At 44.5% G+C, this 15,392-nt stretch carries 12 protein-coding genes; 4 read left to right on the top strand and 8 right to left on the bottom strand.

Annotation, left to right across the window (positions count from 1 at the left end; all coding sequences use genetic code 11):
- Positions 1–24: 24 nt before the first annotated feature.
- The 4 genes from TW84_RS00245 to TW84_RS00260 all read left to right on the top strand — a co-directional run bounded on the left by TW84_RS00245 (position 25) and on the right by TW84_RS00260 (position 5,589).
- Positions 25–1,635 (top strand): FAD-binding protein, encoded by a 1,611-nt coding sequence (locus TW84_RS00245; RefSeq protein ID WP_045973507.1) that lies wholly within the window; start codon positions 25–27, stop codon positions 1,633–1,635.
- Positions 1,636–1,720: 85 nt separating this feature from the next.
- Positions 1,721–2,773 (top strand): hypothetical protein, encoded by a 1,053-nt coding sequence (locus TW84_RS00250; RefSeq protein WP_045973509.1) that lies wholly within the window; start codon positions 1,721–1,723, stop codon positions 2,771–2,773.
- 892 nt (positions 2,774–3,665) lie between these two features.
- Positions 3,666–4,172, top strand: a complete 507-nt coding sequence (locus TW84_RS00255) for a hypothetical protein (RefSeq protein ID WP_045973511.1) — start codon at positions 3,666–3,668, stop codon at positions 4,170–4,172.
- Between the two features lies 1 nt (position 4,173).
- Entirely contained in the window at positions 4,174–5,589 is a 1,416-nt protein-coding gene (locus TW84_RS00260; RefSeq protein WP_045973513.1) for a leukocidin family pore-forming toxin, read from the top strand.
- A gap of 172 nt (positions 5,590–5,761) precedes the next feature.
- Here the strand turns inward: TW84_RS00260 and TW84_RS00265 are convergent, their stop codons facing one another.
- The 8 genes from TW84_RS00265 to sicP all read right to left on the bottom strand — a co-directional run bounded on the left by TW84_RS00265 (position 5,762) and on the right by sicP (position 15,390).
- Positions 5,762–6,595 (bottom strand): hypothetical protein, encoded by an 834-nt coding sequence (locus TW84_RS00265; RefSeq protein WP_045973515.1) that lies wholly within the window; start codon positions 6,593–6,595, stop codon positions 5,762–5,764.
- Complete coding sequence (locus TW84_RS00270; RefSeq protein WP_045973517.1) at positions 6,579–7,034, bottom strand: hypothetical protein; 456 nt, start codon at positions 7,032–7,034, stop codon at positions 6,579–6,581. The genes TW84_RS00265 and TW84_RS00270 overlap by 17 nt, the downstream gene beginning before the upstream one ends.
- On the bottom strand, positions 7,027–7,419 hold the full coding sequence (locus tag TW84_RS00275; RefSeq protein WP_045973523.1) for a hypothetical protein: 393 nt from the start codon (positions 7,417–7,419) through the stop codon (positions 7,027–7,029). Before TW84_RS00275 ends, TW84_RS00270 begins: the two co-directional genes overlap by 8 nt.
- 4 nt (positions 7,420–7,423) lie before the next feature.
- Positions 7,424–8,743, bottom strand: a complete 1,320-nt coding sequence (locus TW84_RS00280; protein ID WP_045973525.1) for an EscN/YscN/HrcN family type III secretion system ATPase — start codon at positions 8,741–8,743, stop codon at positions 7,424–7,426.
- A complete protein-coding gene (locus tag TW84_RS00285) occupies positions 8,727–10,772 on the bottom strand; it encodes an EscV/YscV/HrcV family type III secretion system export apparatus protein (protein ID WP_045973527.1) in 2,046 nt (681 codons plus the stop codon). Before TW84_RS00285 ends, TW84_RS00280 begins: the two co-directional genes overlap by 17 nt.
- The gene (locus TW84_RS00290; RefSeq protein WP_045973529.1) at positions 10,748–11,131 is read right to left on the bottom strand and encodes a hypothetical protein; all 384 of its coding nucleotides are present in this window, start codon (positions 11,129–11,131) and stop codon (positions 10,748–10,750) included. Before TW84_RS00290 ends, TW84_RS00285 begins: the two co-directional genes overlap by 25 nt.
- 106 nt (positions 11,132–11,237) lie before the next feature.
- The gene (locus TW84_RS00295) at positions 11,238–14,969 is read right to left on the bottom strand and encodes a type III secretion system effector BopA family protein (RefSeq protein ID WP_045973531.1); all 3,732 of its coding nucleotides are present in this window, start codon (positions 14,967–14,969) and stop codon (positions 11,238–11,240) included.
- Complete coding sequence (gene sicP / locus TW84_RS00300) at positions 14,959–15,390, bottom strand: chaperone SicP (protein WP_045973533.1); 432 nt, start codon at positions 15,388–15,390, stop codon at positions 14,959–14,961. Before sicP ends, TW84_RS00295 begins: the two co-directional genes overlap by 11 nt.
- Positions 15,391–15,392 lie beyond the last annotated feature (2 nt).

The following is a 15,392-nucleotide window of genomic DNA, read 5'->3' on the forward strand; positions in this document are numbered from 1 at the left end:
ATGCTTTTAAATAAGGAATATTTAATGAGAATAACAACTCTCGCGCTCGGCGCTACCTTGATATCGGCTGCCTTAGGAACAGCCTTTGCGCTTCAGACGAGCGAACCCGAACGCGAAATCTCGAATTATCAGGGAACGTATACTTGCCACCCTGAAGCGGTTTATGATCCACAATCCATTGAAGGTGTCCAAGCTATCATCAAAGATGCATTGATACGCGACAAGAAGGTAATGACGGGCAATCGCAAGTTTGCCAGCCAAATTGATGCAGCTTGTGCGGGTGATGACCAAGTTCAGTTAACGCTAAAAAACATGAATAAGATCGTTCATTTTGACGCAGCGAATAAACGCGTCACTGTTGAAGCAGGAATGAGATTTAACGACTTAAACGACTTCCTCCGAGAACAAGGTTACGCGATTAACATGGTGACTGAGTTGGCCATATTTACGGTCGGCGGTATGCTTGGCAGCGGTACTCATGGTTCAACACTGGACAAGCCCAGCAACATGCTAGCCGACTATGTGACTGAACTAAAAGTCGTCGATGGTCAGGGAGATGTTCGAGTATTGAACGGTGATTTGCTCAATGCTGCTCGTGTAAATCTGGGCGTACTAGGTGTCGTCGTAGAGGTCACTTTAGCGATTGAAGAAGCCTTTAAAGTCAAAGCAGAAGTGACAGGGTATCGTGACGATTCTGGTCTAGAAGATGTGATCCTAGACATTGCACGTAACAACTACTCAGCCAATATTGCTTGGTTCCCGGGCCTAGGCCGTTACACTACAACGCTTTACAACCCTGTTCCATTGGAAACGCAAGGAGAAGCGTACAACGCTCAGGCGGATGTGTCTGATGCCGAAGAGTTCTTTTTCGGCTTGTTGTTTAATGCTGCTCACGAGTTCCCAGGGACTGGGCTACAGTGTTTAGCCGCTGTAGCGCGCTACAATGCAAGAGCAAAATCCTACTTTCGTGACAGTAATACCGGCAAGAAAGTAAGTGAACCTATTGGTTATTCAGATCAAATGCAGTACTTCAAATGTAAAGACCCCAACAAATGTATTTGGGACAGGCTGCCTATCGCACTTCAGGAAGTAGCGATTGACATTGAACGTTTGCCTGATTGGATTCGTGATGTACGCGACATTGTCGCGGCTCATCCAAGAACTTGCTTCCCTCTTAACGGCATTTACTTCCGCTTTGGTAAAGCGTCAGACAGCTATATTGGCATGAGTGCTGGTCGCGAAACCGCATTTGTTGGGATCGAGTACACATTACGCCAAGAAGGTAAAAAGGAGCCGAAGAATTACTTCGTGAATTTGGAGATAGAGCAGCTGTCACTGCGTAAGTACGACGCACGGCCACACTGGGGTAAAAACTCGGTTGCCATTTTTGAGGACATGCCTTCTCGATTCCCGATGTGGTCAGAATTCTTGCAAGCAAAAGCAGAGTTGGATCCTTACAACGTGTTTACCAATCCTTTCTGGGAGCGCGTGAGTGGCGACATTCCTATGGAAGACTATTTAACACCGGGGTGTAATGTTCGTGGCGAATGTTACTGTCAAACCGATGAACACTGCCAGTCTGGAACCCAGTGTCAGGACGGACTTCACTTCACCGACGCCCGCATATGTCGCTAGTGCCGCCTGTCGGCCATAGGGTTAGCGCCCTATGGCCGATGGAGCTTCACTGTTTCATCAGCATTTATTGAAAGGAAGCCAGATAATGAATCTCAGATCGATTTTATTTACCCTTGTATCGATGTTTACTCTTTCTACAACTGTTTCTGCCACTACCTTAGATGATATTCGACCACACCTGCCAAGCTCAGATAAAACCTGGGCAGAACAGTGGTTCTATAACATCGCTGTACCGGATGTCGGTTATTTCAAGATCAGTCTCCAGAGCTATATCGCGCCGGATTTTAATCAACCAACGCCCAAAGCCTATGTGCATCTTGCTTTTACCCCACTCAACGGCCAAACCGTAAAATACGATATTTTCCGCGACGAACTCATCCTGAAAGGTTTTGATGACGCAGCGCTTTTTCACTATGAAATTCCAGGGATAGTTGTCGCCAATCAAAACTCGCTTGAAGTCACCTACGATGACTTTCATTTTTCAATGCGTTGGGATGGAGAGCATGCTCATTATTGGCGAGGATTAAACCCCGGACAGACCCCTTTTGGGATAATTCCTGAATTGCCCGGTGTCGGAGGCAAATGGTTTCTCTACACAGTAGGAACGCCGGTTCAGTATAGCTTTTCAAATGGTAATGTCTCTTTATTCGGCACTGGTTATACTCAGGTTGATAAAGGCTGGTATGACAAAGAATCGAGTGCTGGCATGGTCTATAGCATGGGGTTGTCCGATGATCTCTACTACATGTTCACAGGAGCAAAGATCGGTAATTCCAATATAGAGCTTTGGGCTGGACGCTACATTTCAGACAACTATGATCTTATCTTCTACCCAGCAATTGGGAATCTGTCAGTCAAGCGTGAATATGATTCTTGTGCCGGCTACCTAAAAGTTGAAATGAACAAAATTAAATACAAAATGGTCATGGAAGCCAAATCTGATTTGGCAGATTTCTATCCTCTTGAGTTCCCATCCGTTATTATTTTTGGGGGGGAACAAAAATATATGAAGTCTATGAAAGCCGATGTAACTTTCTCTCTATATGAGTTTGGACAACTGGAGGAATCTATACATATGCCCCAAGCACTGTTAGAGTTTAGTGGTCCTTTCTACTGCGATGATGTGACAGACAAATAACCACCGTTTCTCAACTTGGCTGGACTTCGTTCAGCCAAGTTCGCGTCTTGATAAGCTACCTTCTCGTTTCCCCACGTGTCCAGTTCAGGCAATAATTTGATGGGAACTGATCGCCTTAAAAACCCATATTGACATTAAATGAACATTACTAAATTAGACTCTATTAAATTAGTTCAATTGAATATTAACTTTAACTGAATAGCATATAAAATTTAATAGTTCTAAAAACACACTATTGAATCAGATAAAGCAGGTAAAAGTAGCCTAAATATTTAAAGTTTCCTATAAGAAACCTATGTGATCTATGTTTTGGTTTTTGATTAAAATTTAAAATCCACCATGAATTTTAATTAGAGTAATTACTTTATTATTGGTATTGGCATTATCATTTTTGAGACGATCTGGTGATGAAATCATGTTTAAGATTCATTGTACAATCAATATTTACTTTATGTGAGTAAATCACTTAACAGATTGAATTTTAAATCATTTAAAATCATATACTTATAACTATATTTTTGATTTTCTCTATTTTTATTTTCATATCTTTATCGAACCAAAAATAATAACAAAAAAAACAATTAGATCATTAATGAGACATAATTTGTATTATTTTTGATCAAGGTGAAGGTGTTTTTGCACTGGGATTGAATTGACTCAAGATCACACTTTGTGCTGGTGTAATCATATAAGAATTCAAACAAATCGTCTAAAAAATCTCTTCTCAGGAATGTATTTATCATGTTAATACATAGGGAACGGGGATTGATTTGGGATATAGCTTGATTCCAAGTGGTATTTATTCTCGCTCAAGGATGACATCAAAATATCATGGAAAGTTAACTGACGTTTGAATTGTTATTAAGTAATAACTCTTTACGAGGATCTTTGTATGCACAATAACAAAACTATAGTGTTAGGGACACTTGCCCTACTCTCCTCTTTGTTTGCCGCACATGCATTTGCTGATATTCAGATACTTGGAAGTGAAAGTGAAATTTCGCAGTCAATCACTCAGCACTATCAGCAGTCAACTCAGTTGTATAACGGAAATTTGGCCGATAATGATGCACTCTATATTAATGTTGCAACGGCTTCGGATGATGATATCGCTCTGGCTAAGTCCCATGTTGTCAAAGGAGATACCGTTGTCATCGACCTCAGACAAGTCTCAGGGTATGACGCTAAGATTGACCTTAGCCAATCGCTAACAGGGCTTGGTAGTGATGCGCCTGTTGTCGTTACAGGGATATATCAAGGTGACAACATTATCAACTCCATAGTTGCAGATGTGCGCGATGAGAATGGTGATCCTGTGAACAGTCCATCGGCTGAGTTGGATAGCATTAACCAGTCTTTAGTTCATGCACTTGATCGTCTTGGTTTCGGAGGTGAATAATATGAAAACTTCTACAATTTTCACTTTTTCTTTGCTTGCGGCTTCTATCAATGCGTTCGCGGATGAATACGTCCCTGTTGTTGAAAAAGTTTATTATATCACCAGCTCAAAGCTAACGTGTAATCTATATACAAGCAAAGACTTCGACACAAAGCGAGATTGGTGTAATGCTGGTGCCTCTGTTGATATTCGAGTCAACGTTTCACAGATGCGTTCTGTCCAGTCTTCCACTTCACAGGGTTTTACACCTGACGCTAAGATCGTACGTTTCACTGTTGAGGCGGACAAGGCTGGAACGGGTTTCCATCTCGTCGATGATCTTCAGCAAGATCATAGCTGGTTCCAAAGTTGGGCGAATCGCCGCACCTACATTGGACCATTTGCGAGCAGCTATGAACTGTGGGTAAAACCTGTATCAGGTTACGTTCCTAAGAAAGTCAGTGACTTTCCTCATAACGAAAATAAAAACTACCAGCACCGCGATACACATGGCTACTCGATCGGTATTAATGGCTCAGCTGGCGCAGAAGTGGGCAAAGATGGCCCTAAAGTCAGTGCAGAAGTGAGTGGTTCATTCAGCTATAAGAACGAAAAAACACTGGTGTTTGATACCAAAGACTATCGTGTCAACAACCGTTCTTCATTAAGTGATTTTAACATTGCATTTGAGCGTGAGTTTGATGAGTGCGAAGAACTCCGCCGTGAAGAGCTTGGCTGCTACTTTACTTCAGCACACTGGGGAAGCGGCTGGGTTTTCGATAAATCGAAATTCAACCCAATTTCTTACGCTAACTTCAAGCCCAACTATGACGTTATTTATGAAGCTCCTGTTTCTCAGAACGGAACTACGGATTTTGAAATTGGCGCTAAGTTTGTCGCTAAAGCCCGTTATGGTGATGTTATCCCATCAGCACTGTTCTCGGTCTATGGCCCAGGTGGTTGGGCGACAACGGGATGGTCAATTCCACGAACGGTTCGTATAGATTGGAGCCACCCACTCTTTGAAGCAGAAGCTCATGTGACCTTGCAGTCATTGAGCAATAACGACCTATGTCTGGACGTCTATGGCATCAATGGTGATCAGAAAGCTGAGGGCGGTCAAGTTGATGGCTGGAGCTGTCATGGAAGCTGGAATCAGACTTGGGGACTAGATAGCAATGAGCGCTACCGCAGCCGTGTTGCACCAGATCGCTGCTTGACGGTTTCCGAAGATAAGAATCTGACGGTTGAGTCATGCAGCTCTAATCTTGCCCAAAAATGGTTCTGGGAAAATGATAAGTTGATTAGCCGCTATGTTGATGGCAGCGATAAGCGTTACGTGCTGAATATCTTGGATGGTCGTAACGTGGCTGTGACTCCTGAAGATCAAGCGACACACTCTAGATGGAAACCGACTCTACAGCAAATCAAACTTTAAGTTTGTAATGAACCAAAATGGAAGGCTTTGCCTTCCATTTTTTTAGTCTCTTTAGTTCGCTCGGTAAAGAAGTTATCTCCGTCTACAACGCATCACTATTCTTTGGTTGATGTATTACTTCGTCATGAGCAACTTATCTACAAATCGGCTGAGCTTCCCAATATCCTTAGTATCACGCCGCTCGAGTAATCGTATCATTCGTGTAGAAAAGCACACCATCCTGGCTGACTAAGAGTTCACCCGCGGCAATGGATTGATTGTTGAATACAAGCTTACTCGCGGTTTCGCAGGTCAGTGGCGCTTCGATGGTTTGCCCCTCCATTAATTGCAGCAAATCGGACAAATTAACTTCGAGTGAAGCTATCTGGATATAACTGACCGCTTCAGAGAATGAGTGCGGTGCGAAGACATGCTCTACAGACCATGATTCTCCTCCCTCAAACTGGACTATTGCCAGTGGCTTGTCCCACCACAAAATCGCTTTGCCCTCATCCGGATTCAGGCCCTCTCTTAGCCACACTCCATTACCTTGAGTAATTGACTCAATATCAGTTGTGTAGCCCGCTACTAAAGGCACATCCACCTTGATACTTTGTCCTGAAAAACGTGTCCAATTGGTCGTCAGGCGCTTTAGCCATGTGGCGTTAAAACCTACCAATACAAACTCATAACCCTGACATTGAACCACGGGATAAATGCCATCGAGTAAGCAACATTCTGCACTTTGAGTGTTAATGTCTTTGATAAAAGGAATACTCACGGCTGAAAACATGGCAGCAACCAATGTGGGTAGCAAATCGTCCGCAATCATGCTTAAAGATTCAATCGCGGTTATCTCAGTAACACCATGGTTCCAGTCCGAATGGCTGCACCAAATGCCGCTCTTTGAATCACTTCGATATGACCAAAACAGGCCTTCTCCCCCCACTTTCTGTAGTGACATACGACAATATTGATTCTCTAAGCCAGCGCCAATCACCTTATTCACTTCAATTAGAGCAGTCATAACGATTTACCTCTATGGTCATTTGGAGCGTGGATTCACTCAGACGATGTTTAATTTTCGGCATGATACGAGTCAGGGCGTCTCGTTGTTTTTGATTCTTCGGTTTCAAATTGATCAAAACGTCTTGTGCCATCCATTGGGCGGTGATCTCCAATCCCGACATGGGGCCGTTGAGCAATTTGAATGTGAGGCTATTTTGACCTCTGTATATTTCAGCGTTTCCCCATGTTGCCACATGATTCACTGACGATAGTTCATTTAAGATTGAAGACGGAATTCGCCCACAAACCTCCGGCTTATCGGTAGGTAAATCAACGTTCTGCCGTTTGTGGAATAGGGTCATAAATCGCTGCTTAAGTTCAGGATCTGCCTCATGACGACCTGCAACACTTTCGACACGCCATCTAGGACGTTCAATCTGCGCAATTCTGTTACTCATCCAGTACCTCTTTGAGCTTTTCCTGACCTCGTATCAACCGTGTTTTCTGAGTCCAGAGTTCCAATTTTTCGCGTTCCAGTTGCTCTATTCGTTTATGCCAATCATCGACTGATTCCGCTTTAGAACGCTCGTCCATATACTGATTCTGCTTCTCTCCCAAGAGTTGCCTCAGTTGGCGACGATCCATGACATCTTCAGTTTGTAGAGGATTGGCTAGTGTTTCCCTGGAAACAAGCCACTCCTGATACGATTTTTGCTTTTCACGCTTGCATTCATCTTGTTGCGCTTTGAGTTGGTTCCACTGAGCTTGCAATCGTTCTTCTTTTCGCTTGCGCACATGAAGCAGTTGTTCAATAAGGTCAATGTCCTGACTGGATAATTTCACTCACCTATCCTCCGTTTAGCTGATGTAACTGCTGAAGTGTATCTCTGAGTGATGACGGCTCGTTCGCTCCTTGACAAAGGAAGCGCTCGATTGAGTCAAATTTTGCAATCGCTTCGTCAGTGGCCGGATCCTGCCCTTGCTGATACTCCCCTACACGGATCAGTAACTGTACTTGCTGATAGAGAGCGAGTAATTGTCTTAAGTGCTTGGCGTCATTCTTGTGTTGGCAGGTAACAATCTGCTCCATAACGCGGCTTACACTAGCATTAACATCAATGGCTGGATAATGTCCTGCGCCAGCTAGCTTGCGTGATAACACAATGTGACCATCAAGAATTGAGCGAACTTCGTCGGCAACAGGCTCATTCATATCGTCTCCTTCTACCAGCACAGTGTAGATAGCGGTAATATTCCCAACAGGTGCAGGGCCAGCTCGTTCAAGTAGAGCAGCAAGCTGGACAAACACACTAGGCGGAAACCCGTTAGCTACGGGTGGTTCACCCGCCGCAAGGCCGATTTCACGGCCAGCCCGTGCAAAACGAGTTAATGAATCAACCATAAGTAATACATTCTTACCTTGGTCTCGAAAATACTCTGCAACTGTCGTGGCTGTTACTGCTGCCTTCATGCGTTCCAAAGGCGGCTTATCTGATGTCGCGACGATCAAAACTGTTTTTTCTTTTGCGGCAGGCGGAAGACAATATTCGATAAACTCTCGAACTTCCCTCCCTCGTTCCCCGACCAAAGCCAACACGATGACATCCGCTTCACAGTGACCAGCCAACATACCAAGCAAGGTACTTTTTCCTCCACCAGCAGCGGCAAAAATGCCAACCCGTTGGCCTATACCCAACGTAAGTGTTGAGTCAATCGCACGGACACCTGTCGGCATCACCTTGCTGATCAACTTGCGCTTTAATGGATCGGGGGCTTCGCCGTGATTGTCTCGCCATTTCCCAACCCAAGTACTATCATCCAAAGGATGACCCAACCCATCCAAGACACGTCCAAGTAATTCATCACCGACCATTACTCTATGCCCATGCCCCATGGGCTCGACCTGCATGTCAGTGCCAATACCAATTGTTGAGCGAAATGGGGATAACCACGCCTCTTCTCCATTGATGGCCACCACTTCTGCTTTAAGGTCGTGACCAATCATACAAAGCTCGCCTTGCCTAGCCCCTGGTAAGGTGGCACGAATTAGGGTCGACGTGACTTCCAAAATTTTTCCAAACCGGCGAAATGTTGGCACCAAAGGCAGTTCGGGGAACAGTTGTTGATTAAGCGCTTCGATTAAATCTGTTTTATCCGGCAATCGCATTTGGCACCTCCGCTAATGTATCAACTTGCGCGATGACTTTAATGCTTGCGTCATCGCCTATCTCTTGGAAAGACAACACAGGTGTCATCGGCATAGTTGGCTCAACAATCTTTCTCAGATATCGCCTTACGTCTAATGAAGTCAACAACACACATGGCATCCGGCTAGGCAATTTGTCTTTGATCAATGCAATGATGTGTTGTTCTTCTTCTGGCTCTAATGCACTGTATGCGCCAACCGCCGACTGACGAATGGATTCGCGAATTTGATTTTCGATACTGTCTCCAATGATCAACATTGGGATCCAGCCTTCTGCTGCCGTGAATTTCCGGCGAATGTGTCTGCGTAAAGCCACACGAACATACTCTGTCAGCATAATCGTGTCCTTCTCTTTTGAAGCCCATTCTACGAGCGTTTCGAAAATGGTTCTCAAGTCCCGAATTGAGATATTTTCTTCAACTAAACGCTGGAGAATTTCAGTGACTTTGCTGACGGGAAGCAAGCGTTGCAGCTCTTTGACTAGCTCCGCATAGCGCATTTCCATTGAGTCCATAAGGTAACGTGTTTCCTGAACACCCAAAAATTCTTTGGCGTAATGTTGGGCAACCATTTCGACTAAATGAATGGATATATCATTGCCCTGATAATAGTCATGCCCACTGAGTTGAATTGTCTCCAATGCTTCGAGTGGGTGCCAATGCAAAATTTGCTGATTAAACGCTAGTTTGCTTTGTTGACTTTCTAAGCCATCAATATCTGTCAGGGTCAATATTTGTTGCTGTGTTACATTGAGCGTTATCACGGGTTCTTGGTACAACAGTAATTCGAACTCATCTCGACGCCCATTGCGCAATACCTGCACCTGAATTTCAGGAAGAGGTAGGCCAAGCTTTTCGAACAGTTTCCACCTGAGAGCTTGTAAAGATTTACTTAGGTTCTCTTCCATTAGGTCTTGGCCAATTGCCAACATAAGCGGTACTGCTCCAGGGGTCATATCCCGCTCTCCGTTAGCTTCGACATTCTCACTGGCAACAAAACCCTGATGATCTTCGTTGTTTTTCTCTTTTCGAGTTAACCAGAAAGATGCCCCCAATACTGCTAAACCAAGCGGTCCAAATACGAACCAAGGAAAGCCGGGAATAACCGCAAACACAAACATTACTGCCGCTGCCATCTGAAGCGATGAGGGCTGACGTGAAACTTGTTGAACCAACTCATTGGCAAGGTTATTTTTAGTCTCCCCAGGAACACGAGTGACGATCAAACCGGCTGTAATAGAAATAAGTAACGAAGGTATTTGAGCAATAAGTCCATCACCGACAGATAAAATAGCGTAGGTGTTTAGTGCTTCAGAAGCCGACATATTGTGCTGAAGTACACCGACAGCAATACCCCCGAAGATATTGGTTAAGATCACAATAACGCTTGCGATCGCGTCACCTTTTACGAATTTCATCGCGCCATCCATTGCGCCGTATAGTTGGCTCTCTTTTTGAACTACTGAACGCTGGCGCTTAGCTTCTTTAGCATCAATGATTCCAGCACGCATGTCACCGTCAATACTCATCTGCTTGCCAGGCATACCATCAAGCGAGAAACGGGCGCTGACCTCAGCAACGCGCTCCGAACCTTTAGTAATGACGATAAACTGAACAATAGTGATAATAGCGAAAACGATGATACCAACAGCTAAATTGCCGCCGACGACGAAGTCCCCAAAGGTATAGACGATTTCCCCAGCGTCATGCTGAAGTAAAATCAGACGACTGGTACTTATGGTGAGTGCAAGACGATATAAGGTGGTGATTAGTAGCATCGAAGGAAATGCGGAAAACTCCAATGGATCGCGAATATAGATAGCGATCATAAGTAGGATAATCGACATACCGAGATTCACGGCGATCAGCACGTCCACCAAGGTGGTCGGTAAAGGCAGAATCATCATAAATACGGCGATTACCAGCATAGCGCTGAGTATGATGTCTTGTCTTCCGGCTACTTTTGCTAACCAACGTGTTGCGATTGACATAACGACTCTCCTCCACCTAACTGTGTTAGAAACTGACGTTGCTTCTGACACAAACGAAACCACTGATGTGCGTCAAACTGTTTAGGGCATAACGCGCTAATAAACAGTTGCTGACCAATAGGAAAAATACGTTGAGGTAATCCGCTGAAACGTTCAGGTTGATTTTGCTTGAGAGCATTCTCCAGATTGTGGCTCGAACATGCTAACAACCATGAAGTCAGCATAAGTCGATCCCCTTGTACTTCGAGTCTTAGCCCAAAAGGCTGTTGGTGTATTTCTATGATGTCCGAAACTCGAATTGCTGGCAGCCTGAGCAATGCAATCAGTTGTTCAATGTTTCTTGTGATTTGCAGATCCATAACCGTCCCATCTATTACCTATGGTTCTATCATGCGGGGATTATGCTGCGTGGGGTATCAGGTCTACACCTGAAATAAGCCCCGGATTCAACCGGGGCGGCATGTGTTAAGCGGTCTGTTTGACTAACGCTTGTTCTACTTGTTGGTAACAGTTTTCCCAGTCAATATTGCCGTTCTCATCCTTTAATAATGATTCCGGAACATAAGACTTAGCCGTTTCGATAAGTTTTGCTTTGCTCAGTGTATTCTGTTCAATCACCTGCTGTTCGCGTTCAGAGGCGATACTCGCGATTTGATAGCGAAATGACGTTTCTTGCTGATCCTCTGGTAGATGATTCAGCTGAATCAATTGTCCCGCATCTTTGAGTGAGTCACCAAGTAAATCTCCCAAACGCTGATCGTCTTTGGTTTTATTTGCAAGCCGTTGCAACGCTTCATCGATACGTTGTTGAGTCATGTTTTCTTTTGCTCTGTTATGCGCGTCATTCATGCCAAGAAAATTCGTTGAAGCAATCAAATTTAGCGCGGTTCTGGCAAGAAGAGCACCCAGTGGTGTCGCGCAGGCGCCAGCAATCGCCGCAATTGCAATAGCAATCCCTCCTGTTCCGACGATGGCAATAACACTAAGTGCTGCTATTGCCGCGGCACCAATAGAAACGGCGGCGGTCGTTGCAACGGTAAAGCTCTTAGCTTTCCAGTTCATTTCTTGCCATGTATTTTTTGCATCCTGCCACATTCGGCTCATCGCACCCGCTTTGCTGGTTTCGAAGCAATCTCTGGACAAGGTGCCGATGTCTTGAAGAGCCTGGCGTTGCATCGCATAAGACGCGATAGCTTTTGCGCGGTCATTAAAACTGCCTTGCTTATGGATACCAGCCATCAAAGCATTGACCATTACTTCAGTTGACCGATTTCGGTTTACAACGTTGGCCATTTTGCGTTCCGACCAGGTTTGGACCAGGCCACCTATCATACTCGCCATCGGCTTCATTAGTGGGGCCCCTGGAACGAGCGCCGCGACGAGTTGACTGGCTCCAGTTGCGATAACACCACTTCCGGAGGCCCCCTTCACGGCACCAGCAATGTATGGCGCACATTGCGCCAAATGAATTAACGCGATCATCTCTGCTGTCATAGACATAGATTCATGACTAGGTAAGAACTCGCGTCTTCCTTGCAGAATATCTTTCACTTGATTTTCGACACTGCCTGTTTTCCACACTGTAGAGGCCATAGCCGCGAGATCGTTGCCAAACCAACCGCTGTTCGAACTGATTATTTGATAGGCGTGTGTCAGGTTACCCGCTAGCGCTTGTGATTCCACAGGATGTGCCATGGCCCAATTATGCAATTGTCCGAGTGTGTTCATAACACCCTGATAGTTCGAGCTTACTTCACCAGACGTCAAAGTAGAATAAAGCTTTTGATAAGCCTCGGTATAGCTTTGTATACCGACTTTCGCCATTTGACGTTCCAGAATTAGAGTACTTAAATCTGGACGATAATCGCCAGACCAATGGCCAGCTACATTCTGTTTTACCCAGGCAGACCAGGATTCTAAACTGTTGCCGCTGACACCAGGGTAACCTTTTTCCTTTATCACTTCGCGATCAAAGCGAGTCAGTTCCAACATGGACTTTTCGTATTCGTCATCAAGCAGTTCGATGTCTTGCACTAAAGACGCCATACTCAACTCAAGGCGCTTCAACGTTTTCACTTCTTTTTCTGACGATATATGAGGTTGATTTCTCCAGTTTTTACCATGTAGATCAACCACATAATTTTCTTGCTTATTCAACTCAAGTTGTAGTTCTTCACGCTCCAGTATGAGTGCTCGTACCTGGTCATTGTTGGCTCTCAAAGGCGATAAGAAAGACAAAAATCCCTGCAGGTTAAGCCGTTTGGTGTTGGCGTCGACAGTTCGATCTAACATGGTATCTAGACGTGCTAGCTTATTGCCCAGCAACACTTTCGTATCTTGCGCCATCTGTACAGTCCCACACTGTTCTGCGAGGTTAGTCAGTCTTGTGAGTTGTCGCTCGGCCTCTGATCGCATAACGATTAATTGTTTAGTTACGCCGTCACAAATCATTTCCTGCGCTAAAGCATCTAACGAGGCTACATAGGCTTTTGCCGCACTGACTTTTTCATCGAGATAATCTGCGTACAACGTTAAGTTCTGAGTTATGTTGTCAGCCAGTTGTTTGCTTTCAATATCCGCGTAAATATTAATGCCAGCTCGATTATTTCGTTCATGAGTGACACTGTTCTCTCTGTCTAACCAAGAGAGACGATGTTGCGCTTGAATAACGTCTTCAGCTAACTTGCGTGTTTTGTCGCTGATATGGATTTGGTCGAGCTCATTTCTGATCTGGTCTGTAAGATCTAGGTCATCGTAATCGGTCAGTTCATCGGGCAGTAGGTTGTCACCTTTTACAACCAACCAAACGTTGCCTGTCAACGCAGCTAAAGTGGCAGAGAATTGATCTTCTACCGTTGAATCCGACTCAAAAAACTGCTGCATTTCTTTTGCAAACACAGCAGCACTGTGGCGAAGCTGATTGATTTTACTTGGTATGTCTAGGCGGGCTTCGATACCTTTTTGTTCTTCCAGTAATTCAGTACGGCTTTGCTTAAGTGCTTGTTTAATCAGATTGATGGCTCCAAGTTGCGCCTTTTGTTCCTTTTTAGGAAATGGCATAAACACATCATCTGCTAATGAGGGCACTTTTTCGGCTAACACTTCCGACAATACTCTTAAGTTAACTGTCGACATATCGGAAGCATATTGAACAAGTTTGTCTGATAGACGATTAGCTAAGGTTTCACTATCTAAACTTGGCGAGTTGTTAATGAGTTCAAAGCTTAACCTTGCTAACTCTGGAGTAAGCGTCGATTTAAGTGCAGGTGAACAAGTCTCATAAAAGGTCGAAAATGCTTTGTAATCTTCTGACTCCGACTGCCAAGCTTGGCGGTAAATATTTGCTAATGATTTTATTTTATCAAGCCTATCATTTTCTTTAAACATTGCTCGCTTTAACTGCTTAACATCGTTCTGTTGATCATTAGCTAGCTGATCAATAGCCGATTCAACGTTTGCTAAATTCTCCTTTAATTGGTCGACTTTTGCTGAGAAAGTCTCAATACTAACGGTCACTGTTTCAGACGGAAGTGGTTTCTGGAAAATCTGAGCTAGCTTATGCGCTTCTGCATCAAGCGTACATGTCTTGATTGCCTGATTATAGGCAGAGACTTCCTTTTGAAGGCGTTGCATAGTGGCCGTTTCGCTGTAAAAGAAACTACTCATGTAAGAGAGAGAGCTTGGCGAAGGCAATGGCGCTGGGCATAAATAACCAGTGATAGACTTTGCCGCTTGTTCCAATTTCGACATCGGTGTGCTTGTCGGTAACCTTGAGTCTTCCACTGCTTTGCGGTCTGCTTGAATCTGTCTATTATCTCTCTGAACTAATTGGGGTTCTTTTTTCTCAACACTCACCGAGCCCTGTGTCAACTGTTTGACCAAGCGAGATGTTAGAGGTGTCTGGCCACTAAAATCCATCTTGTTTGCTACCTTCCCAGCAAACTCTTCACCGTATTCGTGCGCAAGCGCACTCAGGAACACGCCCAGTGTTTTGAGATTTCCCTCGGTTTGTTTTTGGACAAACTCCTGAACTGCACTCAGATCACTTAGTAAAGGAATCTGGGTTAGCCATTGCATCACCTTTTCAGCAAAGCTGAACTGAGATTTGACGATAACCGGATCGCCAGAAGCATTATCACTCAATACTAGCTGGCTATTGTCGACATTGGCTGTAAATTGGTTTAATTCAATCGGCATAGCAAACGCCTCCTAAGGATGTGACATGTTTATTGAGTGGATAGCCTTGATGAAATTCGCTATGCAATTGGTCATATTGATTAACCACTTCTGTCAGTTGTTCGAAGATCTCATCACCGCTTTGAGGAGATTGAATTACAACCTGATACAGGAGCGCACGACTGCTCTCCTCAAAGAAAATATAGCCACTATCCAACTTGTTTAACTCATGGTTGAGCTTTAGTGCTTGTTTGAAGGTCTCCCTTTCATTTTCTGGTTCAACTTTGGTCAACATGCATCTCAGCACCCAATCGTCATTTTTCGGTGCAATCGACACCATAAGCTGCTCATCCCAAAGCAAAAGACATTGATTTGACTGGTCAAAGACCAGCGGTAGTCCTAATTTTTCGCCAAGACGAGCTAGCAATAGTTCATGACTCATCG

Source organism: Vibrio neptunius, from assembly GCF_000967495.1.
Classification (GTDB): Bacteria; Pseudomonadota; Gammaproteobacteria; order Enterobacterales; family Vibrionaceae; genus Vibrio; species Vibrio neptunius.